This is a genomic window from Achromobacter sp. SX5 (assembly GCF_056711425.1).
The window spans coordinates 4,414,247-4,437,957 of the sequence record NZ_CM160041.1 but is presented as its reverse complement, the minus strand read 5'-3'; the positions used below and the strand labels follow the sequence as shown (position 1 = coordinate 4,437,957).

24 protein-coding genes are annotated in these 23,711 nt (G+C 67.2%); 8 read left to right on the top strand and 16 right to left on the bottom strand.

Features of this window, described 5'->3' with window-relative positions:
* Window positions 1–45: 45 nt before the first annotated feature.
* Window positions 46–627, bottom strand: a complete 582-nt coding sequence (locus AC1M14_RS20755; RefSeq protein WP_102774373.1) for a septation protein A — start codon at window positions 625–627, stop codon at window positions 46–48.
* The gene (gene msrB / locus AC1M14_RS20750; RefSeq protein ID WP_102774374.1) at window positions 628–1,026 is read right to left on the bottom strand and encodes a peptide-methionine (R)-S-oxide reductase MsrB; all 399 of its coding nucleotides are present in this window, start codon (window positions 1,024–1,026) and stop codon (window positions 628–630) included. It lies immediately after the preceding gene.
* A 52-nt stretch (window positions 1,027–1,078) separates the two neighbouring features.
* Between msrB and AC1M14_RS20745 the strand changes: the two genes are divergently transcribed.
* From AC1M14_RS20745 to AC1M14_RS20715, 7 genes are all read left to right on the top strand, one after another.
* Window positions 1,079–1,756 (top strand): energy-coupling factor ABC transporter ATP-binding protein, encoded by a 678-nt coding sequence (locus tag AC1M14_RS20745; protein ID WP_102774375.1) that lies wholly within the window; start codon window positions 1,079–1,081, stop codon window positions 1,754–1,756.
* Window positions 1,753–2,349 (top strand): energy-coupling factor transporter transmembrane component T family protein, encoded by a 597-nt coding sequence (locus AC1M14_RS20740; RefSeq protein WP_102774376.1) that lies wholly within the window; start codon window positions 1,753–1,755, stop codon window positions 2,347–2,349. The genes AC1M14_RS20745 and AC1M14_RS20740 overlap by 4 nt, the downstream gene beginning before the upstream one ends.
* 25 nt (window positions 2,350–2,374) lie before the next feature.
* Window positions 2,375–2,929, top strand: a complete 555-nt coding sequence (locus AC1M14_RS20735; protein ID WP_479730366.1) for a biotin transporter BioY — start codon at window positions 2,375–2,377, stop codon at window positions 2,927–2,929.
* Between the two features lie 241 nt (window positions 2,930–3,170).
* Entirely contained in the window at window positions 3,171–4,334 is a 1,164-nt protein-coding gene (locus tag AC1M14_RS20730; RefSeq protein WP_102774378.1) for an ABC transporter substrate-binding protein, read from the top strand.
* Window positions 4,335–4,467: 133 nt separating this feature from the next.
* Window positions 4,468–5,505 (top strand): branched-chain amino acid ABC transporter permease, encoded by a 1,038-nt coding sequence (locus tag AC1M14_RS20725; RefSeq protein ID WP_102774379.1) that lies wholly within the window; start codon window positions 4,468–4,470, stop codon window positions 5,503–5,505.
* A 5-nt stretch (window positions 5,506–5,510) separates the two neighbouring features.
* On the top strand, window positions 5,511–7,346 hold the full coding sequence (locus tag AC1M14_RS20720; RefSeq protein WP_111826569.1) for a branched-chain amino acid ABC transporter ATP-binding protein/permease: 1,836 nt from the start codon (window positions 5,511–5,513) through the stop codon (window positions 7,344–7,346).
* The gene (locus AC1M14_RS20715) at window positions 7,346–8,107 is read left to right on the top strand and encodes an ABC transporter ATP-binding protein (protein ID WP_102774381.1); all 762 of its coding nucleotides are present in this window, start codon (window positions 7,346–7,348) and stop codon (window positions 8,105–8,107) included. The genes AC1M14_RS20720 and AC1M14_RS20715 overlap by 1 nt, the downstream gene beginning before the upstream one ends.
* 60 nt (window positions 8,108–8,167) lie before the next feature.
* Here the strand turns inward: AC1M14_RS20715 and AC1M14_RS20710 are convergent, their stop codons facing one another.
* On the bottom strand, window positions 8,168–9,640 hold the full coding sequence (locus tag AC1M14_RS20710) for an MFS transporter (protein ID WP_479730365.1): 1,473 nt from the start codon (window positions 9,638–9,640) through the stop codon (window positions 8,168–8,170).
* 101 nt (window positions 9,641–9,741) lie between these two features.
* Between AC1M14_RS20710 and AC1M14_RS20705 the strand changes: the two genes are divergently transcribed.
* Complete coding sequence (locus AC1M14_RS20705; RefSeq protein WP_479730364.1) at window positions 9,742–10,374, top strand: TetR/AcrR family transcriptional regulator; 633 nt, start codon at window positions 9,742–9,744, stop codon at window positions 10,372–10,374.
* 39 nt (window positions 10,375–10,413) lie between these two features.
* On the opposite strand, the gene AC1M14_RS20700 is transcribed toward AC1M14_RS20705, so the two are convergent.
* From AC1M14_RS20700 to fdxA, 13 genes are all read right to left on the bottom strand, one after another.
* Complete coding sequence (locus AC1M14_RS20700; protein WP_479730363.1) at window positions 10,414–12,567, bottom strand: phosphocholine-specific phospholipase C; 2,154 nt, start codon at window positions 12,565–12,567, stop codon at window positions 10,414–10,416.
* Between the two features lie 60 nt (window positions 12,568–12,627).
* Window positions 12,628–13,473 (bottom strand): branched-chain amino acid aminotransferase, encoded by an 846-nt coding sequence (locus tag AC1M14_RS20695; protein ID WP_479730362.1) that lies wholly within the window; start codon window positions 13,471–13,473, stop codon window positions 12,628–12,630.
* Window positions 13,474–13,567: 94 nt separating this feature from the next.
* The gene (locus AC1M14_RS20690) at window positions 13,568–14,593 is read right to left on the bottom strand and encodes an ABC transporter substrate-binding protein (RefSeq protein WP_479730361.1); all 1,026 of its coding nucleotides are present in this window, start codon (window positions 14,591–14,593) and stop codon (window positions 13,568–13,570) included.
* Window positions 14,594–14,714: 121 nt separating this feature from the next.
* Window positions 14,715–15,698, bottom strand: coding sequence for a branched-chain amino acid ABC transporter permease (locus tag AC1M14_RS20685; protein ID WP_102774386.1), 984 nt, complete (start codon window positions 15,696–15,698; stop codon window positions 14,715–14,717).
* Window positions 15,695–16,582 carry a branched-chain amino acid ABC transporter permease gene (locus AC1M14_RS20680; RefSeq protein WP_102774387.1) on the bottom strand — a complete coding sequence of 296 codons (888 nt, stop codon included), beginning with the start codon at window positions 16,580–16,582 and terminating at the stop codon, window positions 15,695–15,697. Before AC1M14_RS20680 ends, AC1M14_RS20685 begins: the two co-directional genes overlap by 4 nt.
* Window positions 16,583–16,673: 91 nt before the next feature.
* On the bottom strand, window positions 16,674–17,888 hold the full coding sequence (locus AC1M14_RS20675) for an ABC transporter substrate-binding protein (protein ID WP_209165015.1): 1,215 nt from the start codon (window positions 17,886–17,888) through the stop codon (window positions 16,674–16,676).
* A gap of 65 nt (window positions 17,889–17,953) precedes the next feature.
* Complete coding sequence (locus AC1M14_RS20670; protein ID WP_479730360.1) at window positions 17,954–18,664, bottom strand: ABC transporter ATP-binding protein; 711 nt, start codon at window positions 18,662–18,664, stop codon at window positions 17,954–17,956.
* Window positions 18,661–19,434 (bottom strand): ABC transporter ATP-binding protein, encoded by a 774-nt coding sequence (locus tag AC1M14_RS20665; RefSeq protein ID WP_102774390.1) that lies wholly within the window; start codon window positions 19,432–19,434, stop codon window positions 18,661–18,663. Before AC1M14_RS20665 ends, AC1M14_RS20670 begins: the two co-directional genes overlap by 4 nt.
* A gap of 328 nt (window positions 19,435–19,762) precedes the next feature.
* Window positions 19,763–20,398, bottom strand: a complete 636-nt coding sequence (nth, locus tag AC1M14_RS20660) for an endonuclease III (RefSeq protein ID WP_479730359.1) — start codon at window positions 20,396–20,398, stop codon at window positions 19,763–19,765.
* Entirely contained in the window at window positions 20,395–21,027 is a 633-nt protein-coding gene (rsxB, locus tag AC1M14_RS20655; RefSeq protein ID WP_479731829.1) for an electron transport complex subunit RsxB, read from the bottom strand. The genes nth and rsxB overlap by 4 nt, the downstream gene beginning before the upstream one ends.
* Window positions 21,028–21,079: 52 nt before the next feature.
* On the bottom strand, window positions 21,080–22,303 hold the full coding sequence (locus AC1M14_RS20650; RefSeq protein WP_102774392.1) for a polyhydroxyalkanoate depolymerase: 1,224 nt from the start codon (window positions 22,301–22,303) through the stop codon (window positions 21,080–21,082).
* 203 nt (window positions 22,304–22,506) lie between these two features.
* Window positions 22,507–23,307: a ferredoxin--NADP reductase gene (locus tag AC1M14_RS20645; RefSeq protein WP_479730358.1), complete on the bottom strand. Its 801-nt coding sequence runs from the start codon at window positions 23,305–23,307 to the stop codon at window positions 22,507–22,509.
* Window positions 23,308–23,354: 47 nt separating this feature from the next.
* Window positions 23,355–23,678 (bottom strand): ferredoxin FdxA, encoded by a 324-nt coding sequence (gene fdxA, locus AC1M14_RS20640; RefSeq protein WP_102774394.1) that lies wholly within the window; start codon window positions 23,676–23,678, stop codon window positions 23,355–23,357.
* Window positions 23,679–23,711: the final 33 nt, after the last annotated feature.

Here is a 23,711-nt window from a genome sequence, read left to right as displayed (position 1 = left end):
AAGAATGGACGCCGGCGCGCGGGGCGCCGGACGGAGCAGGGCGGTTCAGGGCTTGCCGGCCGGGGAGTCGGGGCCGGAGGGCGTCTGTTCGTCGGACTGGATGTGCTTGCCCAGCCAGATCGACTGCCCGATCACGAAGACCACCATCAGGCCCATCAGGCCGAAGGCCTTGAAGCTGACCCACTGCGACTCCGTGAACTGGCCGGAAAACGCCACGTAGAGATTGAGCGCGCCGGCGATCAGGAAGAAGGCGGCCCACACCAGGTTCAGCCGCTCCCAGGCCGCGTCGGGCAGCTGGATCTGCTTTTCCATCAGGCGGCGGATCAGGTTGCGGCCGAAGAACAGGCGCGCAAACAGCAGCGCGCCGCCGAACAGCCAGTACAGCACCGTGGGCTTCCATTTGATGAAGACGTCGCTGTGCAGCCAGATCGTGGCGCCGCCGAACACCAGGATGACCGTGAGGTTGATCCAGTGCATGGCCTCGGTGGCGCGGCCGGTGGCCTTGAGCCAGACGATCTGGACGACCGCGGCGGCCATGGCCACGCCGGTGGCGATGAAGATGTCCGTGTACCGGTAGGCGATGAAGAAAAGGAACAGCGGAAACAGGTCGAACAGGAACTTCTTCATTCAGTCGTCTACGGGTTCGAACGTCATTGACAGGGAATTGATGCAATAGCGCAGGCCGGTGGGCTCGGGGCCGTCGGGAAAGACGTGGCCCAGGTGCGAGTCGCAGACGTTGCACAGCACTTCGGTGCGCACCATGCCGTGGCTGGTGTCGCGCTCTTCGCGCACGTTTGCCGGATCCAGCGGCTGGAAGTAGCTGGGCCAGCCACAGCCGGCGTCGAATTTGGTGTCGGACGCGAACAGCGGCGTGCCACAGCCCACGCAGCGGTAGATGCCGTGCGTGAACGTATTCCAGTAACGCCCCGTGAACGCGCGTTCGGTACCCTTTTCACGGGTGACGACGTATTCTTCCGGGGAAAGCTGGGCGCGCCATTCGGCGTCGGATTTGCGTACTTTGTCCATATGAGCTCTTGGAGTCCCGATGCCCGAAATGGTTCGGGCATAATCCCGCCCCATGTTAATCGAGTTTGACCAGGCGGTTGTTTCCACGCCCCGGGCCGAAGTGCTGCGCGGGGTGAGCGCGACGCTGGCCGAACGCCGCATCGGCATCGTCGGCCCCAACGGCGCAGGCAAGAGCACGCTGGCGCGACTGGTCAACGGGCTGGTGCTGCCCTCGGCGGGCAGCGTGCGGGTGGGCGGGCTGGACACCCGCCACGACCTGAAGGCGGTGCGCCGGCAGGTCGGGTTCGTGTTCCAGAATCCCGAGAATCAGATCGTATTCCCCATCGTGCGCGAGGACCTGGCCTTCGGTCTGAAGCAGCTGGCGCCGGACCGGCGCCAGCGCGAGGCCCGCATCGAGGCCCAGCTCGACAGCCTGGGCGTGGGGCACCTGGCCGACCGGACCAGCCACACCCTGTCCGGCGGCGAGCGCCAGCTGGTGGCGCTGGCGGCGGTGCTGGTCATGGAGCCGGCCCTGATTGTGTTCGACGAGCCCACCACCCAGCTGGACCTGCGCAACCGCAACCGGGTGCGCGACGCCATCGGCGCGCTGCCGCACGACGCCATCGTGGTCAGCCACGATCTGGAGCTGCTGGAGGATTTCGACCGGGTGCTGGTCGTGCGCGACGGCAATATCGCGGCCGACGACGCGCCGGCCGCCGCGCTGCGCTGGTATCGGGAGCACTGCGCATGATGGAGCCGCTGTACGTGCCCGGCGCCACCGCGCTGCACCGGCTGCCGGCCGGTTTCAAGCTGGCGGCGCTGGTGCTTGCGGGGGCGGGGCTGTTCCTGCTGCGCGATCCGCGCTGGCTGGCGCTGGCCTGCCTGGCGGCGGCCGTGCTGGTCTGGTCCACCGGCGTGGCGGCGGCCGCGGTCTGGCGGCAGGTGCGGGGGCTGGTCTGGGTGCTCGCGGCGGTGGGCGGCTTCACCGCGTGGTTCCAGGGCGGGGAGGCGGCGCTGGCGGTGCTGCTGCGCGTGGGCGCGCTGGTGGGCCTGGCGCTGGCCGTCACGCTGGCGACGCGCACGTCGGACCTGATCGCCGTCTGCGAAAAAGCACTGATGCCGCTGCAGCGCGTCGGACTGGTCGACGCCGGCAAGGTCGCGCTGGCGCTGGCGCTGGCCTTGCGCTTCGTGCCCGAGATCTGGCGCAATTTCCAGGAAATCCGCGAAGCCCAGGCCGCGCGCGGCCTGGGCGCCAACCCCGTCGCGCTGATCGTGCCGCTGATCGTGCTGACCCTGAAACGGGCCCAGGAAGTCGCCGAGGCCATCGACGCGCGCAGCGCCTGACCTTATCCACCAGCAAGGAACCACCATGAAATCCAGCAACACCGTGCTGATCGCGTTGTTCGCGGCGCTGATCGTCGTCCTCAGCCTGATCCCGCCCATCCCGCTGCCGGCCATTCCGGTGCCGATCACCTTGCAGACGCTGGGCGCGATGCTGGCCGGCGCGATGCTGGGGCCGTTGCGCGGCGCGCTGGCGTGCCTGCTGTATCTGGCGCTGGCGGCCATCGGCCTGCCGGTGCTGCCGGGCGGGCGCGGCGGGCTGGGCGCGTTCTTCGGGCCGACCGGCGGCTTCCTGGTGGGCCTGGTGGCCGGCGCCTGCGTGACCGGCTGGCTGGCCCGGCGCCTGGCCGCGCGAGCCCGCGGCGCCGCGCAGGCGGCGGCCTACGTGCTGGCCTGCGTGGTCGGCGGCATTCTGGTGGTGTATGCGTTCGGCGTGCCGTGGCTGGCGGTGGTGGCCAAGATGGAACTGGCCAAGGCGGCGCTGGCCGTGGCGGTGTTCCTGCCGGGCGACGTGGCCAAGGCGCTGGTGGCCGGCTGGGTGGCCTGGCGGGTGGAGCGGGTCTGGCCGATGCTGGAGCGCTGAAGCCCGGGCATGGTCCAAGGGAATCCCCCAACTGACGCGCCGCGGGCTTTTCTAGTACAAGTTCGCCATTAACGAATGCGTTTGCTGAAAGCGCTTCTTGTAGCACATCAGGGATTTACCGGATTTGCGCGTAGTCATCTGATACTGTTTTAACCCTATAATATTTTTTTCTGTATAACTTTAACTAGGCTCGCACCAGCCTCGACCGAGGCGCTCGCAAGCCACCACAGGAGACAAAAATATGCGCAAGCACTTCGGCTTGTCCGCGGCGGCTGCCGCTCTCGCCCTGACGCTGCCGCTGCTGGCGAGCGCGCAGGTCAAGGTAGGCGTGACGGTCGCCAGCACCGGCCCGGCCGCGTCGCTGGGCATCCCCGAGCGCAACACCGTGGCGCTCTTGCCCAAGGAAGTGGCCGGCCAGAAGATCGAGTGGATCGTCCTCGACGACGCCACCGACACGACGCAAGCCGTCAAGAACTCGCGCAAGCTGGCTTCGGACGACAAGGTCGACGTGCTGATCGGCACCTCGGTCACGCCGGGCTCGCTGGCCATGGTCGACGTGGCCGCCGAAGCCAAGGTCCCGATGATCAGCGTGGCCGCCAGCGCCAAGATCGTCGAGCCCGTGGACGAGAAGCGCCGCTGGGTCTTCAAGACCCCGCAGAACGACGCGCTGATGGCCGGCGCCCTGGCCGACGCGATGGCCAAGTCCAAGGTCAAGACCCTGGGCTTCATCGGCTTTGCCGACGCCTACGGCGACGGCTGGCTGGACGTGATGCAGAAGGCCGCCAAGGCCAAGGGCATCGAGATCGTCGCCATCGAGAAATACGGCCGCACCGACACCAGCGTCACCGGCCAGGTGCTCAAGCTGGTCAGCGCCAAGCCCGACGCCATCCTGATCGCCGGCGCCGGCACGCCCTCGGCGCTGCCGCAAAAGGAACTGAAGGCCCGCAACTACGGCGGCACCATCTACCAGACCCACGGCGCGGCCAACAACGACGTGCTGCGCGTCTGCGGCAAGGACTGCGACGGCATGCTGCTGCCGGCCGGCCCGCTGCTGGTGGCGGCGCAGCTGCCGGACAGCAACCCGGTCAAGAAGTCGGCCCTGGCCTACGTCGAAGCCTACGAGAAGGCCAACGGCGCCGGTTCCACCAACACCTTCGGCGGCCACATGTGGGACGCCGGCCAGCTGGTGGTGGCGGCCCTGCCGACGGCCCTGAAGTCGGGCGCCAAGCCGGGCACGCCGGAGTTCCGCGCCGCCATGCGCGACGCGCTGGAAGGCGTGAAGGACCTGGCCGCCTCGCAGGGCGTGTTCAACATGTCGCCGACCGACCACGCCGGCTTTGACGAGCGTTCGCGCGTCATCGTCAAGGTGCAGGGCGGCAAGTGGGTGTACCAGCCCGATCTGTAAATCCCTGGATCGCCCGATCCACGGGGGCCGCCCGCGGCCCCCGCGCAATGCCACACACCGGCCTTTCCGGCCGGTGTGTCGTATCGGCGTCCCGGATGCCGCGGAACGCCCAGAACCCAAAGGTAGTTGTTAGATGGATTCCTCAATTGCGCTGATCCTGCTGCAAGACGGAGTGGTCAACGGCGCCATCTATGCCCTGCTGGGCATGGCCCTGGTGCTGGTCTTCGCCGTCACGCGCGTCATTTTCATACCCCAGGGCGAGTTCGTGGCGTTCGGCGCCCTGACCCTGGCCATGCTGGTCGACGGCAAGGTGCCCGGCACCGCGTACCTGCTGCCCCTGCTGGGCGCTGTCTGTCTGGTGCTCGAACTGCTGCGCGCGCTGCGCACCCGCAGCGCCGCCGGCCTGCCCAGGACCGTGGCGACCTGCGTGGTCCTGCCGCTGGCGCTGCTTTGGCTGACGCTGACCTACACCGCCGCTGGCAACTCGCTGTGGCTGAACATGCTGCTGACGCTGCTGCTGGTGATCCCGATGGGCCCGATGGTCTACCGCATCGTCTACCAGCCGCTGGCCGAAGCCACCGTGCTGGTGCTGCTGATCGTTTCCGTGGCCGTGCACTTCGCGCTGACCGGCCTGGCGCTGGTGTTCTTCGGCGCCGAAGGCTGGCGCACCCCGGCCTTCGTCAGCGGGCAGGTCGACCTGGGCTTCGCCACGTGGTCCGCGCAAAGCCTGTTCGTGGTCGCGACCTGCGCGATCCTGATCGTGGGACTGTGGCTGTTCTTCGGCAAGACGCTCTACGGCCGCGCGCTGCGCGCCACGGCGGTCAACCGCCGCGGCGCCCGCCTGGTCGGCATCAGCACCACCATGTCCGGCAGCCTGACCTTCACGCTGGCCGTGGCCATCGGCGCGATGTCCGGCATGCTGATCGCGCCCATCACCACCGTCTATTACGACACGGGCTTCCTGATCGGCCTGAAGGGCTTCGTGGGCGCCATCATCGGCGGCCTCGCCAGCTATCCGGTGGCGGCCGCGGGCTCGCTGCTGGTGGGCGTGCTGGAATCCTTCTCTTCCTTCTGGGCCAGCGCCTACAAGGAAGTGATCGTCTTCACCCTGATTATCCCGGTTCTGGTCTGGCGTTCGTTCAGCACCCATCACGCGGACGAAGAGGAATAAGCGTCATGAACCGTATCCTGCTTGCCGTTTTCATCGTCGTCCTGGCGGGCCTGCCGCTGGTGTCGGCCACGCCCGAATTCTGGGTCACGCAACTGAACTACATCGGGCTGGCCAGCCTGGTGGTGCTGGGGCTGGTGCTGCTGACCGGCGTCGGCGGCCTGACCTCGTTCGGCCAGGCGGCGTTCGTGGGCCTGGGCGCCTACACCACCGCCTACCTGACCACGCAGTACGAGCTGTCGCCGTGGCTGGCGCTGCCGGCCGGGCTGATCCTGACCGCCGTGGTCGCCTATCTGCTGGGCGCCATCACGCTGCGCCTGTCGGGCCACTACCTGCCGCTGGGCACCATCGCCTGGGGCCTGTCGCTGTATTTCCTGTTCGGCAACATCGACTGGCTGGGCAAGCATGACGGCATCGCCGGCATCGAGCCCATCAGCATTTTCGGCATCTCGCTGGCCAGCGGCCGCCATATCTATTACCTGATCTGGATATTCGTGCTGCTGGCGCTGTGGGCCACCCGCAACCTGCTGAACTCGCGCCCCGGCCGCGCCATCCGCGCGCTCAAGAGCGGGGCCGGCATGGCCGAGTCCATGGGCGTCAACACCGCCGCCTACAAGATCGTGATCTTCGTCTGGGCCGCGTTGCTGGCCTGCGTGTCGGGCTGGCTCTACGCCCACATGCAGCGCGCGGTCAGTCCCAGCCCCTTCGGCATCAACTACGGCATCGAATACCTGTTCATGGCCGTGGTCGGCGGCGCGGGCTACGTCTGGGGCGCGCTGCTGGGCTCCAGCGTCATCCTGGTGCTGAAGGACCAGCTGCAGAACCTCCTGCCCAAGCTGCTGGACACCAACGCCAACTTCGAGATGATCGTCTTCGGCGTGCTGCTGATCCTGATGCTGCAATACGCGCGCAACGGCCTGTGGCCGATCCTGGCCGGCTGGTGGGACAGCCTCACCGGCGCCGACGGTTCGCGCCGCAACCTGGCGCCGCCGGCGCAGGCGCCGGCCCTGCCGACGCGGGTGCGCCCGCAGGCCGGGCAGGTGGTGCTGGAAGTCGACGCCATCCGCAAGGAGTTCGGCGGCCTGGTCGCGGTCAACGATATTTCGTTCAAGGTCAGCTCCGGCGAGATCATGGGCCTGATCGGCCCGAACGGCGCCGGCAAGAGCACCACGTTCAACCTGATCAGCGGCGTGCTGCCGGTCACGCGCGGCAAGGTCACGTTCATGGGCCAGCGCATCGACAACCGCTCGGCGCGCGAGATCGCCAAGCTGGGCGTGGGCCGGACCTTCCAGCACGTGCAGCTGCTGCCGGGCATGACGGTGCTGGAAAACGTGGCGCTGGGCGCGCACCTGCGCTCCGACGTGGGCGTGCTGGCCGGCGCGCTGCATTCGGACCGCGCGCGCGAAGCCCAGCTGCTGCACGAGGCCGCCGAACAGCTCAAGCGCGTCGGCCTGGGCGAATACCTGTACGAGCAGGCGGGCAACCTAGCGCTGGGCCAGCAACGCATCCTCGAAATCGCGCGCGCCCTGGCCGCCGATCCGGTGCTGCTGCTGCTGGACGAACCGGCCGCCGGCCTGCGCTACAAGGAAAAGCAAGACCTGGCCCGCGTGCTGGAGCAGCTGCGCGCCGAGGGAATGAGCATTCTGCTCGTCGAACACGATATGGATTTTGTGATGCGCCTGACCAACCACCTCGTGGTGATGGATTTCGGCACCAAGCTGGCCGAAGGCGTGCCGGCCGACGTGCAAAAGAACCCTGCGGTGCTGGAAGCCTACCTGGGCGGGATCGACGACGACCTGCCCGAGTCGGACCAGGCCAAGCCCGTGTCGGCAGGAGGCGTGTGATGAGCGCGACGCAATCCCCCGTCCTCGAAGTCAGCCAGCTGTCGGCCCGCTACGGCAAGGTCGGCGCGCTGGTGGGCGCCTCGCTCACGGTGCCGGCCGGCAGCATCGTCACGGTGATCGGCGCCAACGGCGCCGGCAAGTCCACCATGCTCAACGCCATCATGGGCTCGCTGCCCCACACCGGCCATGCGGCCGGCGCGGTGCAGTACGCCGGCGCCGACGTGTCGGGCTGGCAGGTCGAGCGCCGCGTGGCCGCCGGCATGTCGCTGGTGCCCGAGCGCCGCGAGCTGTTCGGCACCATGTCGGTGGAAGACAACCTGCTGCTGGGCGGTTTTCGCCGCTACCGCAGCCGCGAAAGCGGCTGGCGCGATACCTTGAACGAGGTCTTCGACCTGTTCCCGCGGCTGCGCGAGCGGCGCACGCAGCAGGCCGGCACGCTGTCCGGCGGCGAACGCCAGATGCTGGCGGTGGGCCGCGCGCTGATGGCCAAGCCCAATCTGCTGATGCTCGACGAGCCCAGCCTGGGCCTGGCCCCGCGCATCGTGCGCGAGATCTTCCACATCATCGCGCGCCTGCGCGAAACCGGCGTGGCCATCCTGCTGGTCGAGCAGAACGCGCGCGCGGCGCTGCAGGTGGCCGACTACGGCTACGTGCTGGAAACCGGCGAAGTCATCCTGCACGGTCCGGCGCGCGAGCTGGCCGGAGACCCCAAGGTCATCGAGAGCTACCTGGGCCTGGGCAAGGGCGGCGAGGAAGGCTGACGCTTTCCGTCCTCGTCTTGCCGCTCACGAAAGCGCCGGGCCCAGCCCGGCGTTTATCTTCTATTCCGGCAATTTGCGCGGCAACCACACCCAGGCCGCCAGTCCGACCAGCAGCATCAGCAGGCCCCCCACGCCGACTGCCAGATGCAGCCCCGAGAGAAAGGCTTCCCTGGCCTGCATCGCGGCAGCTTCTGTGATCCTGGGATGGCCCAAGGTCTCGTTCAATGTTCCCGCCACGCCCGGGCCGGACAGCCGGAACACCAGCGCCGCCAATGAACCCAGCAAGGTGATGCCCAAGGCATTGCCGATCTCGTTGCTGGTTTCCGCGATGGAGCCTGCCGCCCCGGCGCGCTCGCTCGGCACCGCCGACACGGCGATTTCGGCGACGAGGCTGAACGACAGGCCATAGCCCACACCCGCAATCACCGTCGAAGCCACGAACGCGATGACTCCGGCCTCGGTCGTGGTGAACAGCAGCAGGAACACGCCCAGGCCAATCAGGAAATGCGTGCCCACCAAGGCGGCCCTGCGCCCGATGCGCTCGACGATGCGGCTGGTTCCCACGCAGGTGGCCGTAAGCACCACCGCGCCCGGCAAGGCCATCAGCGCCGCCGTGAAGACCTCATGGCCCAGCACCGACTGCAGATAGATGCCAGACAGATAGCCTGCCGCCGACCAGACCACCAGCGACAACAGCCCGGTCAGGATGGCGATCGAGAAAATCCTGTCCTTGAACAAGCTCAGGTCCAGCAGCGGAAAAGCGATCTTCGTCTGTCGGCCCAGGAAGGCCGCCAGGGCAAGCAGCCCCGCGATTCCTGCGACGGACTGCACCGGTGTAAAGCCCGCGGCCGCCGCGCTCTTGATCGAGTAGGTGAACAGCAGGATTCCTGCGAAGGACAGCAACAGGCTCGGCACGTCAATGCGGCCGGAGGTGGTGGTGCGCACTTCGCGCAGCAGCGCTGGCGCGACCAGCAGGAAGGCCAGCACCACCGGCACGTTGATCAGGAACACCACGCCCCAGTCGAAGCGTTGCAGCAGCAGCCCGCCGATGATCGGCCCGATGGCAAATCCCGCCGCGAATGTGGCCGCAAAGATTCCGATGGCCTGCGCCCGCTGCCGTGGGTCGGGGAACAAGGCGCTGACGATGGCCAGCCCCGACGGCAGCAGCGTGGCGCCGCCCAGTCCCATCAGCGCGCGAAAGCCGATCATGCTGGCGGGCGTCGTGGAGTGCGCCGCGCCCAGAGATCCCAGCCCGAAGATCACGGCCCCCGTCATCATCAGCTTCAACCGTCCATAGCGGTCGCCGATGTTGCCGAAGGCGATGAGCAGAGAGCCGACAACAAAGCCGTAAATGTCCAGAATCCACAGCGCCTGGTCCGCCGTCGGCAAGATGGCGGCCGTCATGCGCGGCATGGCGAGGTACAGGACGGAGCCGTCCATCGCCACCAGCAACACCAGGGCGAGAACGGTCAGAAGCCCCAGCCATGCCTTGCGGCTGGCGGGCTGTGGAAGTGAAAGCGTATTGGAGGTCATGGTCATGGTCCGGTTGTGGACGCCACCCGGTTGCCTGCCGGGCCGCGATCCAATATACTGAAAGTAACTTACGGATGGTAAGTTACCTTTGGTATATAGCGATGTCAAGCCCCCTGAAAAAACCTGTCCCCTCCAAGGACTCCCCGCGTCGCCGCCTGTCCAGGGACGAGCGGCTGCGTCAGCTTCTCGATGTTTCATGGCAGTTGATCCGGGCCGAAGGCACGGATGCCTTGACCCTGGGACGGCTGGCCGACGTTGCGGGTGTCACCAAGCCCGTCGTCTATGACCACTTCGGCACCCGCAATGGACTGCTGGCAGCGCTCTACCAGGATTTCGATGTGCGTCAGACGGCCGTGATCGACGCGGCCATCGCCGCCAGCAAGCCCACGTTGAAGGACAAGGCCAGCGTCATCGCCGGCAGCTACGTCGATTGCGTGCTGACCCAGGGCCGTGAAATTCCGGAGGTGCTGGCCGCCCTCAGCGGCTCGCCGGAATTGGCGGCCGTCAAGCGCCAGTACCAGCAGGCGTTCATCGAGAAGTGCCAGAAAATCCTTGAACCCTTTGCCGGGCCGCGGAGCGTGTCGCCGGCAAGCCTGTGGGCGATGTTGGGCGCGGCGGAGGCGCTGTCTCAGGCGGCGGTGGCCGGAGACCTCAGTGAAGCGCAGGCGCGGGACGAGTTGACGGAAACCATTCTGGCGATGGTCAAGCGCAGCAGGCTCGTCGATAGCCAGTGATCGCGGCGGCGTTGCAGGAAAAACCTGACGACGGACACTTCATGCCGCCGGCGTCCAGCGCAATACCGGCTCGCCGCCCATCGCGGGATCGGAGGTGGAGGGCGCGCCGGTTTCGATGCGCCCGGCCAGCCGTCGGACGTAGGCCGGATCGCTTTCGTCGCGCACCGTCACGTCGTACCAGCCCGCGCTGCGCGCCATGTCCCAGGACAGGCTGATGGCCTCGCCCGCGGCCAGCGCCGTGGCGGCCTGCGCCGGATAACCGTAGGCGTTGGCCTCCACGCGGAACGAGCGGGTTTGCGGGCCGGGGTTGCTCACGGTCAGGCGTAGCGGCGCGCCCGGCCCTGCGTGATCGGCCGTGACCTCCAGCGGCGGCTGGGCCGCCGTGTCCAGGCGTCCGCAGCAATGCCGGTGGAATCCGTTGGGGCCGAGCACCCACAGGTCGTAGCGGGCGCCGTCGACCCAGGCCGGCCATGCGTCCTGCAGGGACTTGCCGGCCTCGACGGTATAGCGGCGCGGACCGCGTTGCAGGTCGAGGCGGTCGTACACATGGAACACGGCGCCGGCCCGGCCGGTATTCTCGAAGCGCAGCGCGATGCGTCCGTCCCGCGCCTGCGCGTGGACCTGCAGCGCATAGGGCAGGGGGCGCGACGGGCGCGTGCCGGCCGGCTGCCGGGCCACGTCGGGGCGCAGCGGAGCCGCCGGGACGACGGTCTGCGGCAGCGCGCGGGCCAGCCCGGCGCGCTCGGCCGTGGGCGGCAGGCCGCGCAGCAGGTCGGCGTCGTCGGGCGCGGCGAAGTCGAAGATCGAAGTCAGGTCGCCGCAGACCGCGCGCCGCCACGGCGAAATATTGGGCTCGGCCACGCCGAACCGCTGCTCGACGAAGCGCAGCACGGACGTGTGGTCGAACACCTGCGAATTGACCCAGCCGCCCTTGGTCCAGGGCGACAGCACGTACATGGGCACGCGCGGCCCCAGCCCGTACACCCCATGCAGATGCGCCGCCGTGTCGTCCTTTTCGAGGCCGGTGACGATCTCGTGGTATTCGCCCTTCGTATCGACCGTGGACGCGCCGGCCAGCGCGCCGGCGGCATCGCGCGAGGGCGGCGCGGGCGGCGGCGCGTGGTCGAAGAAGCCGTCGTTCTCGTCGAACATCAGCAGCAGGACGGTCTTGCTCCAGACCTCCGGGTTGGCCGTCAGCGCGTCCAGCACGCGGGCGGTGTAGTCCGCGCCCTGCGCCGGGCTGGACGGGCTGGGATGCTCCGAGCCGGCCTTGGTCGCGCAGATCCACGACACCTGCGGCAGCCTGCCGTCCAGCACGTCCTGGCGCAGCAGGTCCAGGCCGCGGGTGGTCAGCGCCTTCTCTTTCAGCGCGGGCTGAGAGCCGGGCGCGCCGTGGTAGGCGTCGCGGTAGGCCTTGAAGCCGGCCATGGGGTTGAGCGAATAGTTGTCCGCCATGTCCTGGTAGATGCGCCAGCTGACGCCGGCGGCCTCCAGCCGTTCGGGATAGGTGGTCCAGGTGTAGCCGCCGGCCGGATCGCCGCCCGACAGCTTGTTGTAGAGATTGCCCAGCGCCGGGCCGTTGCCGCGTCCCAGGCCGTCGTTGGTGCCGGTCCACAGGAACAGCCGGTTGGTGTTGGTGCCGCCGGTGAACGAGCAGTGATAGGCGTCGCACACGGTGAAGGCGCGCGCCATGGCGTACTGGAAGGGCATGTCGTCCTCCGTGAAGTACGCCATCGAATGGTTTTTCTTGGCCGCCGGCCAGTTGCCCATGCGGCCGGCGTCCCAGGCGTCCTGGGCGTTGGACCAGGTATGCGGCGTGCTGGCCACGCGCATGGTCTCGAAGGCCTCGCGGGTATCCAGGTGAAACGGCAGCACGGTGCGCGGCGCGCCTTCCTCGGGCCTGTCGTTGTATTGCGCCCAGACGGTGCGGTGGCGCGCGTCGGGGCTGTCGGGCGCCGGTGCGGGGAAGCGGTCGCCGAACCCGCGCACGCCGGCCAGGGCGCCGAAGTAATGGTCGAACGAGCGGTTCTCCTGCATGAAGATCACGATGTGCTCCACGTCGCGGATCGTGCCCGTGCGGCGCGCGGCCGGAATCGCGAGCGCGCGGCGGATGGAGGCGGGCAGCAGGGCCAGGGCGCTGCCGGCGCCGGCCAGCGAGGCGCCGCTGCGGAGAAAATCACGTCGGGTCTGCATGAGGACTCCTGAGAACGACGCTGCCCGCACGGGGCGGGCAGCTTTGGGGGAGAGGGCGACCTATCTGGCGCGCGTGCTTTCCGCGTAGTCCATGTACAGCTTGTGCGCGCGGCGGGCCATGGGGCCGTATTCCAGCTTGCGGTCTTCGACGCGGTTGACGTGCACCACCTTGCCGTAGTTGCCGGACGAGAACACTTCGTCGGCTTGCTCGATGTCGGCGCGGGTCAGGCTGCGTTCCTGGACCTCGACGCCGTCGGCCTGGAGCAGGGCCAGCACGCGGCGGCGCGTGATGCCGTTCAGGAAGGTGCCGTTGTCGACCGGCGTGGACACCACGCCGTCCTTGGCGATCCACAGGTTGCTGGTGGCGAACTCGGCGATGTTGCCCGCGCCGTCGAGCATGATGGCGTTGTCGAAGCCTTTTTCGGCGGCCTCGCGGATGGCGCGCTGGCCGTTCGGGTAGAGGCAGGAGGCCTTGGCGTCGGTGGGCGCCATATTGGGCCAGGAGCGCGCGTAGCTGGAGAAGCAGGCCGAAAAGCCCTGATCGCCGGGCATGGGCACCTTGAACACGTGCAGCACGAACTGCGTCTTGTCGGCGTCGGGCAGCAGGAAACCGTCGGCGCAATAGAACATCGGCTTGATGTAGAGCTCCGAACCTTCGGGGAACCTGGCCACGGCCTGCAGGCACAGCGACTGGATCTCTTCCCAGCCGAGCTGGGGCTTCATCAGCATTTTCTCGGCCGAGCGCACCACGCGCTGGCAGTGCAGGTCCAGGTCGGGCGTCAGGCCGCGAAAGGCGCGCGCGCCGTCGAAGACCATGCTGGCCATCCAGAAGGCGTGATCGGCGGGGCCGAGCAGTTTGGGGTTTTCAGTGGTCCAGCGACCGTCGTGCCAGTACAGGGCGTCCATGGTTGTCTTCCTTCGTTCGTATGGGGTGGCGTGTGGGCCGCGTCGAAGGCGGCCCCGCCGAAACGTCAGGATACATGAGCCCGGGCCGTGCGCCTCATTCCCGCGCCAGCGCCGCCTCCACGCGGGCGGCCGCGTCGGCCGGCATCCACTGCCGCCAGACGGCGCCGTACTGCTTGAGGAAGTAGCGGGCGGCGTCTTCGGGTTCCTTGCCTTCGTTTTCGAGCCAGCCCAGGGTGGCGTCGATGGCGTCGTCCGGCACGGCCAGCTTGGCGAAGAAGGCGGCCAGCTGCGGCGCCTGCCGCGCGAACTCGGCGTTCAGGCCGGTGACCACCGGGTTGGGCTTGAATTCCGTGGCCACGGGTTGTTCGCACTTGGGGTCGGTCATGCAGGTATAGGCCGCCTGGTCGAAGGGCGGCAGCTCCAGCTTGACCAGGTCCAGCGCGCCGACCAGCGAGGTCGGGGTCCAGTAGTAGAAGACGATGTCGCGCTTGCGCTTGTAGGCCGAGACGATGGCGGCTTTCTGCGCGGCGCCCGAGCCGGGCGCGAACAGCGAGTAATCCTTTTCCAGGCCGAGGGCGCGCAGCAGGTTGCCGTTGAGCGTGCCGCAGGCCCAGCCCGCCGGGCAGCCGTAGATGCGGCCGCGGCCCGGGTCCTCGGGATCGGCGAAGACCTGCTTGAAGCGCGCCAGATCGGAAGCCGACTTCAGGTCGGGATGACGCTCCACGGTGTAGCGCGGCACGTACCAGCCTTCGCCGGCGTCGTACACGTGGCCCACGCCGAGCACGCGCCCGCTGGCCAGCGCCTTTTTCCATGCGCCTTCGATCTGCCCCGGCCAGACTTCGGGTGTGACGTCCACGTCGCCGCGCTGCAGCGCGGCCAGCATGGGCAGGGTCTCGCCGATTTCCACCTGGGTCTTGCAGCCGTAGCCGTGTTCCAGCACATAGCGTTCGATGCCGGCCAGCACCAGGTTGGATTCCCAGTTCAGGCCGCTGAAGCGCACGGGACGGTCGACTTCACAGACGGGCGCGGCGGGCGCGGGCTGGGCCGCGCTGGCGGCCGGGGGAACGGCCGCGGCCAACGCCACGGCGAAAAGGGCGGAGGCGACGTGCAAGTTGCGCATGGTCAGGCACCTGTCGAGTGGTTTGTGCCATTGTAAGGCGCACCACCGGCGGGGCCGCCGCGGCCCGAACGACGAAGGGGCCGCTGTCGCGGCCCCTTGCGGCAATCACCGGTCTGGCGTGTCAGGCGCGGGCGGCGCGCCGGCGCTGCATGAAGGCGCCGATCTCGCCCACGATGCCGCGGCGGAACGCCAGCACGCAGATCACGAAGATCAGGCCGATCACGATGGTGACCGATTCGCCCAGGCGCAGGAACCAGTCCATGCCGGTGGCGCGCGCCAGCATCTGGCCGAAGTCGCCCACCTTGTTCTCGAGCAGCACCACGATGAAGGCGCCCAGCACGGGGCCGGTCAGGGTGCCCAGGCCGCCGATCAGCGTCATCAGGATCACTAGGCCCGACATCTGCCAGGTGGCGTCGGACAGCGTGGCGGACACGAACACCAGGGTCTTGGTGGCGCCGGCCAGTCCGGCGATGGCGGCCGACAGCACGAAGGCCAGCAGCTTGAAGCGGTCGACGTCGTAGCCGAGCGAGACCGCGCGCGGCTCGTTCTCGCGCAGGGCCTGCAGCACCTGGCCGAACGGCGAGTGCACGGTGCGCCAGATGATGAAGAAGCCCAGCGCGAACACGCCCATCACCACGTAGTACAGGTTCAGGTCTTCGGACAGGTCCACCAGCCCCAGCAGGGTGCCGCGCGGCACGCCCTGCAGGCCGTCTTCGCCGCCGGTGAAGTGCGCCTGCAGGAAGAAGAAGAACACCATCTGCGCCAGCGCCAGCGTGATCATGGCGAAGTAGATGCCGCTGCGGCGGATCGCCAGCGCGCCCATGGCCAGGCCCAGCAGCGCCGCGACGGCCACGCCGAACAGCAGGCCGATCTCGGTGGGAAAGCCCCAGACCTTCAGCGCGTGTCCGGCGGCGTAGGCCGCGCTGCCCAGGAAGGCGGCGTGGCCGAAGGACAGCAGGCCGGTGAAGCCCAGCAGCAGGTTGAACGCGCAGGCGAAGAGGGCGTAGCACATGACCTTCATGGCGAAGATCGGATACACCCCGACGAAGGGAAGAATGGCCACCACGATGGCCACTGCCGCATAGCCCAGGAATTGACGATTCATTTCTCTTTTCCGAACAGCCCGGCCGGGCGGATCAACAGAACAATGGCCATGATGATGAAGACGACCGTGCTGGAGGCTTCGGGCCAGAACACCTTGGTCAGGCCTTCTATGACGCCCAGGCCCAGCCCGGTGACGATGGCGCCCAGGATGGACCCCATGCCTCCGATCACGACGACCGCGAACACGACGATGATGAGGTTGGAGCCCATCAGCGGGGAAATCTGCAGGACCGGCGCGGCCAGCACGCCGGCGAAGCCCGCCAGCGCCACGCCGAAGCCGTAGGTCAGCGTGATCATGCGCGGCACGTTCACGCCGAAGGACTCGACCAGCTTGGGATTCTCGGTGCCGGCGCGCAGCAGCGCGCCCAGGCGGGTGCGTTCGATCACGAACCAGGTGGCCAGGCACACCACGACCGAGGCCGCCACGACCCAGCCGCGGTAGTTCGGCAGGATCATGAAGCCCAGGTTGGTCGCGCCGCGCAGCGCGTCGGGCGTGGGATAGGGCTGGCCCGACACGCCGTAGAAGCTGCGGAACAAGCCCTCGATGAGCAGCGTCAGCCCGAAGGTCAGCAGCAGCCCGTAGAGGTGGTCGAGCTTGTACAGGTGCTTGAGCAGCAGCTTCTCGATGATGATCCCGAACGCGCCCACGATCAGCGGCGCCAGGACCAGCATGATCCAGTAGTTCAGTCCGAAGTAGGACAGGCCCATCCAGGCGACGAACGCGCCCAGCATGTAGAGCGCGCCGTGCGCGAAGTTGATGACGTTCAGCAGCCCGAAAATGACCGCCAGCCCGAGCGAAAGCATGGCGTAGAAGGAGCCGTTGACCAGGCCTAGCAACAACTGGCCGAACAAGGCCTGTATGGGGATGCCGAAAATGTCAGTCATCTTGTAAAAATCCTGCGCTTACGGATAGAGGCGGGCGATTCGGGAAACTGCCCGGCGGGTGGCCGGGCAGCATCGGGACACGGGAGCCGGTTTACTTCTTGACCAGCTTGCAGGTGGACTCGGACAGCTTGGTGTAGACCTCGTCGCCCGGCAGCGTCGCCACGACCTTGTAGTAGTCCCACGGACCCTTGGATTCGGCCGGGGTCTTGACCTGCATCAGGTACATGTCGTGGATCATGCGGCCGTCTTCGCGCACATAGCCGCCCTGCGCGAAGAAGTCGTTGACCTTGTTCGACTTCATCCACTTCATGACGGTGTCGCCGTCGTCGGTGCCGGTGGCCTTGACCGCGTTCAGATAGAAGCTGAGCGCGGAGTAGTCGCCGGCCTGCAGCATGGAAGGCTTGCGGCCGACCTTGGCCTCGAACTTCTTGGACCAGGCGCGCGAGGCGTCGGATTGATCCCAGTACCAGCCATCGGTCAGGTACATGCCCTGCGTGGCCTGCAGGCCCAGCGCGTGCACGTCGTTGATGAAGACCAGCAGGCCGGCCATCTTCATGGTCTTGGTCACGCCGAATTCGTTGGCCGCCTTGATCGAGTTGATGGTGTCGCCGCCGGCATTGGCCAGGCCCAGGATCTGCGCCTTGGAGGCCTGCGCCTGCAGCAGGAAGGACGAGAAGTCCGACGCGCCCAGCGGCGCGCGCACCTGGCCCTTGACCTCGCCGCCGGCGGCCTTGACCACGGCGATCGTGTCGCGTTCGAGCGCATGGCCGAAGGCGTAGTCGGCGGTCAGGAAGAACCAGCTCTTGCCGCCGTCCTTCACCACGGCCGAACCGGTGCCGCGCGCCAGCGCCACGGTGTCGTAGGCATAGTGCACGGTGTAGGGCGAGCACTGGGCGTTGGTCAGGTCCGAGGCGCCCGCGCCGATGGCCATGAAGGGCTTTTTCTTTTCGGCGGCCACGCCGGCCATGGCCAGGCTGGTCGACGAGTTGGTGCCGGCGATGATGACGTCCACCTTCTGCTCGTCGAACCATTCGCGCACGCGCGCCGAGGCCACGTCGGCCTTGTTCTGGTGGTCGGCCGACACGACTTCGATCTTCTTGCCGTTGATGGCGCCGCCGGCGTCTTCGATCGCCATGCGCACGGCCTCCAGGCCGGCCTTGCCGTCGATGTCCGAATACACGCCGGACATGTCAGTGATGAAGCCGACGCGGATGACATCGTCGGAGATACCCTGCGCGTGGACGGTAGCCCCGGCAAATCCCAGGCCAGCCATGGCCAGTGCAGCAGTGATGGTGTGCAGCTTCATGGGATGACTCCTCTTTTTTTCCTACGGTGTAGTGTTGCCGGGGGTCCGGCGGATGACAGGTGTGCTTACACGCCCAGCAGTTCGTTGAGCGTGTCCTGTTTTTCTGAAAGTTCGTTGGCTTCGAAGTGTTCGACGATCTGGCCGTGCTCCATGACGTAGAAGCGGTCGGCCAGCGGCGCTGCGAAGCGGAAGTTCTGTTCCACCATGACGATGGTGTAGCCGCGCTGCTTGAGCGCCGTGATCATGCGCGCCAGCGCCTGCACGATGACGGGCGCGAGGCCTTCGGAGATCTCGTCGAGCAGCAGCAGGTTGGCGCCGGTGCGCAGGATGCGCGCGACCGCCAGCATCTGCTGTTCGCCCCCCGACAGCCGGGTGCCGGGCGAGTTGCGGCGTTCCTGGAGGTTGGGGAACATGTCGTAGATTTCGGCCAGCGACATGCCGCCGCCCAGCGAACCGACCACCGGAGGCAGCAGCAGGTTCTCTTCGCACGACAGGCTGGCGAAGATGCCGCGTTCCTCGGGGCAGTAGCCGACGCCGAGATGAGCGATCTTGTAGGTCGGCAGGTCGATGGCCTCGGTGCCGTGGATGCGCACCGAGCCCTTGCGCGAGCCGGTCAGGCCCAGGATGGCGCGCAGCGTGGTGGTGCGGCCGGCGCCGTTGCGTCCCAGCAGCGTGACCACTTCGCCCTGTCCGACGCGCATATCCACGCCGTGCAGGATATGCGATTCCCCGTACCAGGCCTGCAGGCCCGAAATTTCCAGTGCCGGGGTGCTCATGCGTGTGCTCCTTGAAGTTCGCCCTCGGTGGTGCCCATGTAGGCCTGCATCACTGCCGGATGGCGGGAGACTTCGGCGTAGGATCCTTCCGCCAGTACGGAGCCGCGCGCCAGCACGGTGATGGTGTCGGCGATGGAGGACACGACGTTCATGTTGTGCTCCACCATGAGTATGGTGCGGCCGGCGCTGACCCGCTTGATCAGCTGGGTGACGCGGTCCACGTCCTCGTGGCCCATGCCCTGCGTCGGCTCGTCCAGCAGCATCAGCTCGGGTTCCATCGCCAGCGTGGTGGCGATCTCGAGCGCGCGCTTGCGGCCGTACGGCAGGTTCACGGTGGTCTCGTCGGCGAAGGCGGCGAGGTCGACCTGTTCGAGCAGCGCGCGCGCCGGCTCGTTCAGCGAGGCCAGCTGCTTGTCGCTTTTCCAGAAATGAAAAGACAGACCGGTCTTGCGCTGCAATCCGATACGCACGTTTTCCAGCACGGTGAGGTGGGGAAACACCGCCGAGATCTGGAACGAACGGATGATGCCGCGGCGCGCGATCTGCGCGGGGCGTTCGCCGGTGATGTCGATACCGTTGAACTTGATGGTTCCCGACGTGGGAGCCAGGAACTTGGTGAGCAGGTTGAAGCATGTGGTCTTGCCCGCGCCGTTAGGCCCGATCAAGGCATGAATCTCGCCGCGCTTGATACGCAAATCGACCCCATTGACCGCGACGAAACCGCGGAATTCCTTCGTGAGGCCTTTTGTCTCCAGGATCGTGTCGTCCATGTTCGCTGCACCAGCGTTGTATTTATTGGTCTGCACCCGCCGTTATCGCGGCGGGTCCCCGCAGGGTCGGAAGACTGCCGATGTAGCGCAGTTTTCCGGTGAGTTGCCGGCGAGTATGCGCACCTATTTATCAAAATTCCATGAGGGTTTGTCATAGGTTTTGCAGTGCGGAAAGGGCAATTGTCGGCAGGCCGACAATGCATGCGCAGCAGAGGGAGATGACAGTGCTGCAAGGGAAATGCATTGCAGCAAATACGCATTGACGAACGTCAACGCGTCACATTCTTCTGAACGAGGGAAAACCCGGTTTCGCGGCGGCGCGCGCCGCTCAGGCCGGGGTCTTCTGCTTGAATTCGCAGAGGTCGGAAATGCCGCACTGGGGGCATTTGGGCTTGCGCGCCACGCACACGTAGCGGCCCAGCAGAATCAGCCAATGGTGCGCGTCCTGCATGTATTCGCGCGGCACGAATTTTTCGAGCTTGCGCTCGACTTCCAGCACGTTCTTGCCGGGCGCGATGCCGGTGCGGTTGGAGACGCGGAAGATGTGCGTGTCCACGGCCATCGTGGGCTGGCCGAACGCGGTGTTGAGCACCACGTTGGCGGTCTTGCGGCCCACGCCGGGCAAGGCTTCGAGCGCCTCGCGCGTCTGCGGCACTTCGCCGCCGTGCTGCTCCAGCAGGATTCTGCAGGTGGCGATGGCGTTCTTGGCCTTGGTGCGGTAGAGCCCGATGGTCTTGATGTAGTCCGCCAGGCCTTCCTCGCCCAGCGCCAGCAGGCCTTCGGGCGTGCCGTGCTCGGGGAAGAACTTGCGCGTCGCGATGTTGACCGACTTGTCGGTGGCCTGCGCCGACAGCAGCACGGCGATCAGCAGCTGGAACGGCGTCTCGTATTCCAGCTCGGTGGTCGGGTGGGGATTGGCGGCCTGCAGGCGCGCGAAGATTTCCTGGCGTTTGACGGCGTTCATGGCGTGGCGTTGCGGCGGGCGCGGGCGCGTGCCAGCGCGGATTCGATGGCGGAACGCTTGCGCTCCTCGTTGCCGGCGTCGGCGGGGGCGGAGGCGGGCGTTTCAGGGACCTCGGGCGCCATCAGGCGCGCGTTGTCGGCGGCCAGGCGCGCCATGCGCGCCAGATGGCGGCGATGGCGTTCGCGCCCGAGCGCGGCGTCCTCTGCGGTCCACGGGCGGCCGGCCGGCGTCATTTCGATGCAGTCTACAGGACAGGGCGCCACGCACAGGTCGCAGCCGGTGCACCAATCGGCAAGCACGGTGTGCATCTGCTTGTTGGCGCCCACGATGGCGTCGACCGGACAGGCCTGGATGCACAGCGTACAGCCTATGCAGTGGGCTTCGTCGATGCGGGCCACCAGCAGGGGGCCGGGCTCGCCGCGCGTCGCGTCCAGCGGCAGCACGGGCACGCCGAGCAGGCCGGCCAGCGCGGCGATGCCTTCATCGCCGCCCGGCGGGCAGCGGTTGATCGGGGCGGCGCCGTCGGCGATGGCCTCGGCATACGGCCGACAGCCGTCGTAGCCGCATTTGGTGCATTGCGTCTGAGGCAGCAAGGCATCGATGCGGTCTGCAAGGGAACAACAGGACATGAGGAAGAAAGGACGCGGGATGAATCCGACCGAGGTCGGATTCATCCTGCAATCACGATTGCCGGATGAATTCGGCGATTTTAGGACAGATCATTTCGCGCCAGCGGCGGCCCGAGAAAATCCCGTAGTGGCCGCAGTTCGGCGCGGTGTAATGCATCTTGCGCTCGGCCGGGATGTTCTTGCACAGCTTGATGGCGGCGCGCGTCTGGCCCTGGCCGGAAATATCGTCCAGCTCGCCCTCGATGGTGAAGAGCGCGACCTTCTTGATGTCGGCGGGGCGCACCGGCTTGCCGTCGACCTCCCAGGTGCCATTGGGCAGCTGGAATTCCTGGAACACCATGCGGATCGTGTCCAAGTAGAACTCGGCCGGCATGTCCAGCACGGCGTTGTATTCGTCGTAGAAGCGGCGGTGCGCCTCGGCGTCGCTGTCGTCGCCGCGCAGCAGGTCCAGGTAGAAGTCGTAGTGCGACTTCATGTGGCGGTCCGGGTTCATGGCCATGAAGCCCGCGTGCTGCAGGAAGCCGGGGTAGACCTTGCGGCCGGCGCCCGGATAGCGCGGCGGCACCGGATGGATGACCTGGTTCTCGAACCACGAGTAAGGCTTGGTGGTGGCCAGGCGGTTGACCTGCGTGGGCGACTGGCGCGGGTCGATGGGACCGCCCATCATCACCATGCTGCGCGGCTGGCAGGGGTCGTTGGCCGAGGCCATCAGCGAAACGGCGGCCAGCACCGGCACCGTGGGCTGGCACACGGACATGACGTGCACGTCCGGGCCCAGGTGGCGGATGAAGTCCTGCACGTAGCGCACATAGTCGTTCAGGTGGAACGGGCCTGCCGACAGCGGCACCATGCGGGCGTCGATCCAGTCGGTGACGTAGATGTCATGGGCCGGCAGCAGGGCGCGCACGGTGTCGCGCAGCAGCGTGGCGTGGTGGCCCGAGAGCGGGGCCACCAGCAGGATGGTGGGATCGTCCGGGCGCGCGTGGCGGACGTCGCGGTGGAAGTGCACCAGGCGGCAGAACGGCTTGTCCATCGCCACGGATTCGGTGACGCGGACGGTCTTGCCGTCGATCTCGGTGGTGGGCAGGTTCCAGGCCGGCTTCTGGTATTCCTTGCCGATCCGGGTCATCAGCTCGTACCCGGCCGCCATCTGGCGGGAAATCGGGGTGTAGGCGAGAGGGCTGTATGGGCTGGAAAACAGTTGAGAGCCGGCGTCCGTAAATGCAGCAAACGGAGTCAGGAAGGCGCGCTGCATTTCGTGCAATTGATACAGCATTTGAAAAGGTCCTTCTGGGTCGTGCGTGTGCCCCGATTATTGCCCCGGGGATTAACGATATTTCCAGATAGCCTGAAGAAACACCGACAAAAAAAGCAAATATGTTGCTAAAAAACGACCCAATAGCGGTTATGCACCAGTGTAGGGCCGTGCGGGGACGCGGTGGCTGGGCCGTTTGGCGGAGTTATGCACTACGCCCGGGCTTACCAGTAGTTTTCCACCGCCAGGTTGCCGGGGATGCCGCGGCGGCCCGGCTTGAAGCCGCGCTCGCCCAGCAGCTTGCGGGCGTCGGCCAGCATGTCCGGATTGCCGCAGAGCATGATCTTGGCGTTCTCGGGGTCCAGCGGCTGGCCGGCCAGCTGCTCCAGGCGGCCGTCGGCGATCAGCGTGGTGAGGCGCTCCCGGGGCATGCCGGGCAGCGCCTCGCGCGTGGCGATGGGCAGGTAGACGAGCTTGTGCGGGTCCGCCGCGAACATCTCGGCCAGCGCGGGCTGCTTGCGCCAGGACTCGATTTCTTCGCGATAGGCCAGCTCGGCCGCGGTGCGCACGCCGTGGATCAGGATGATGCGGCGATAGGCGCGCCAGGCGGCCGGGTCGCGCAGGATGGACAGATAGGCCGACAGGCCGGTGCCCGAGGCCACCAGCCACAGGTCGCCGCCCGGGGCGAAGCGCTCCAGGGTCAGGAAGCCGTAGGGCGCTTTTTCGACGTACAGCGAATCGCCGGGCTGCAGCCGCGCCATGCGCGGGCTGAACAGCCCTTCGGGCACCACGATGGAATAGAACTCCAGCCAGGGCTCATGCGGCGCCGAGACCATGGAATAGGCGCGCCACAGCGTGGGCGCGCTGTCGGGCGCGTCGGCCTCGGGCAGGCCGACGCGGGCGAACTGGCCGGGCTGGAACGTAAACGCGTCGTCGCGCGTCACGCGTACGGAGAAGAGTTTTTCCGGCACCCAGGTGTGGACGTGGGTGACTGTCTGGCGCGTGTATTTGGAGTCGTCGGTCATCGGGGCATCGCGCGATGCCGGCCGTCAGGCGGCCGGCGCTCGCGGATTCATCTTTCCAGGTATTGCAGCTTGTCCTCTTTGCCGTTCCAGTCGTCGGCGTCGGGCAAGGGCTTCTTGGCACGGCTGATGCTGGCGAACTCGGGAGAGAGCTCGGCATTCAGGGCGATGAAGTTCAGTTGGTCCTGCGGCACGTCTTCTTCGGCGTAGATCGCATTGGCCGGGCACTCGGGGATGCAGACGGCGCAATCGATGCATTCGTCGGGATCGATCACCAGGAAGTTCGGACCCTCGCGAAAACAGTCCACCGGGCAGACGTCTACGCAGTCGGTGTACTTGCACTTGATACAGTTTTCGGTGACAACGTGGGTCATTAAGGAACTCCGGGATTCGGCGGCTTTGTGTCT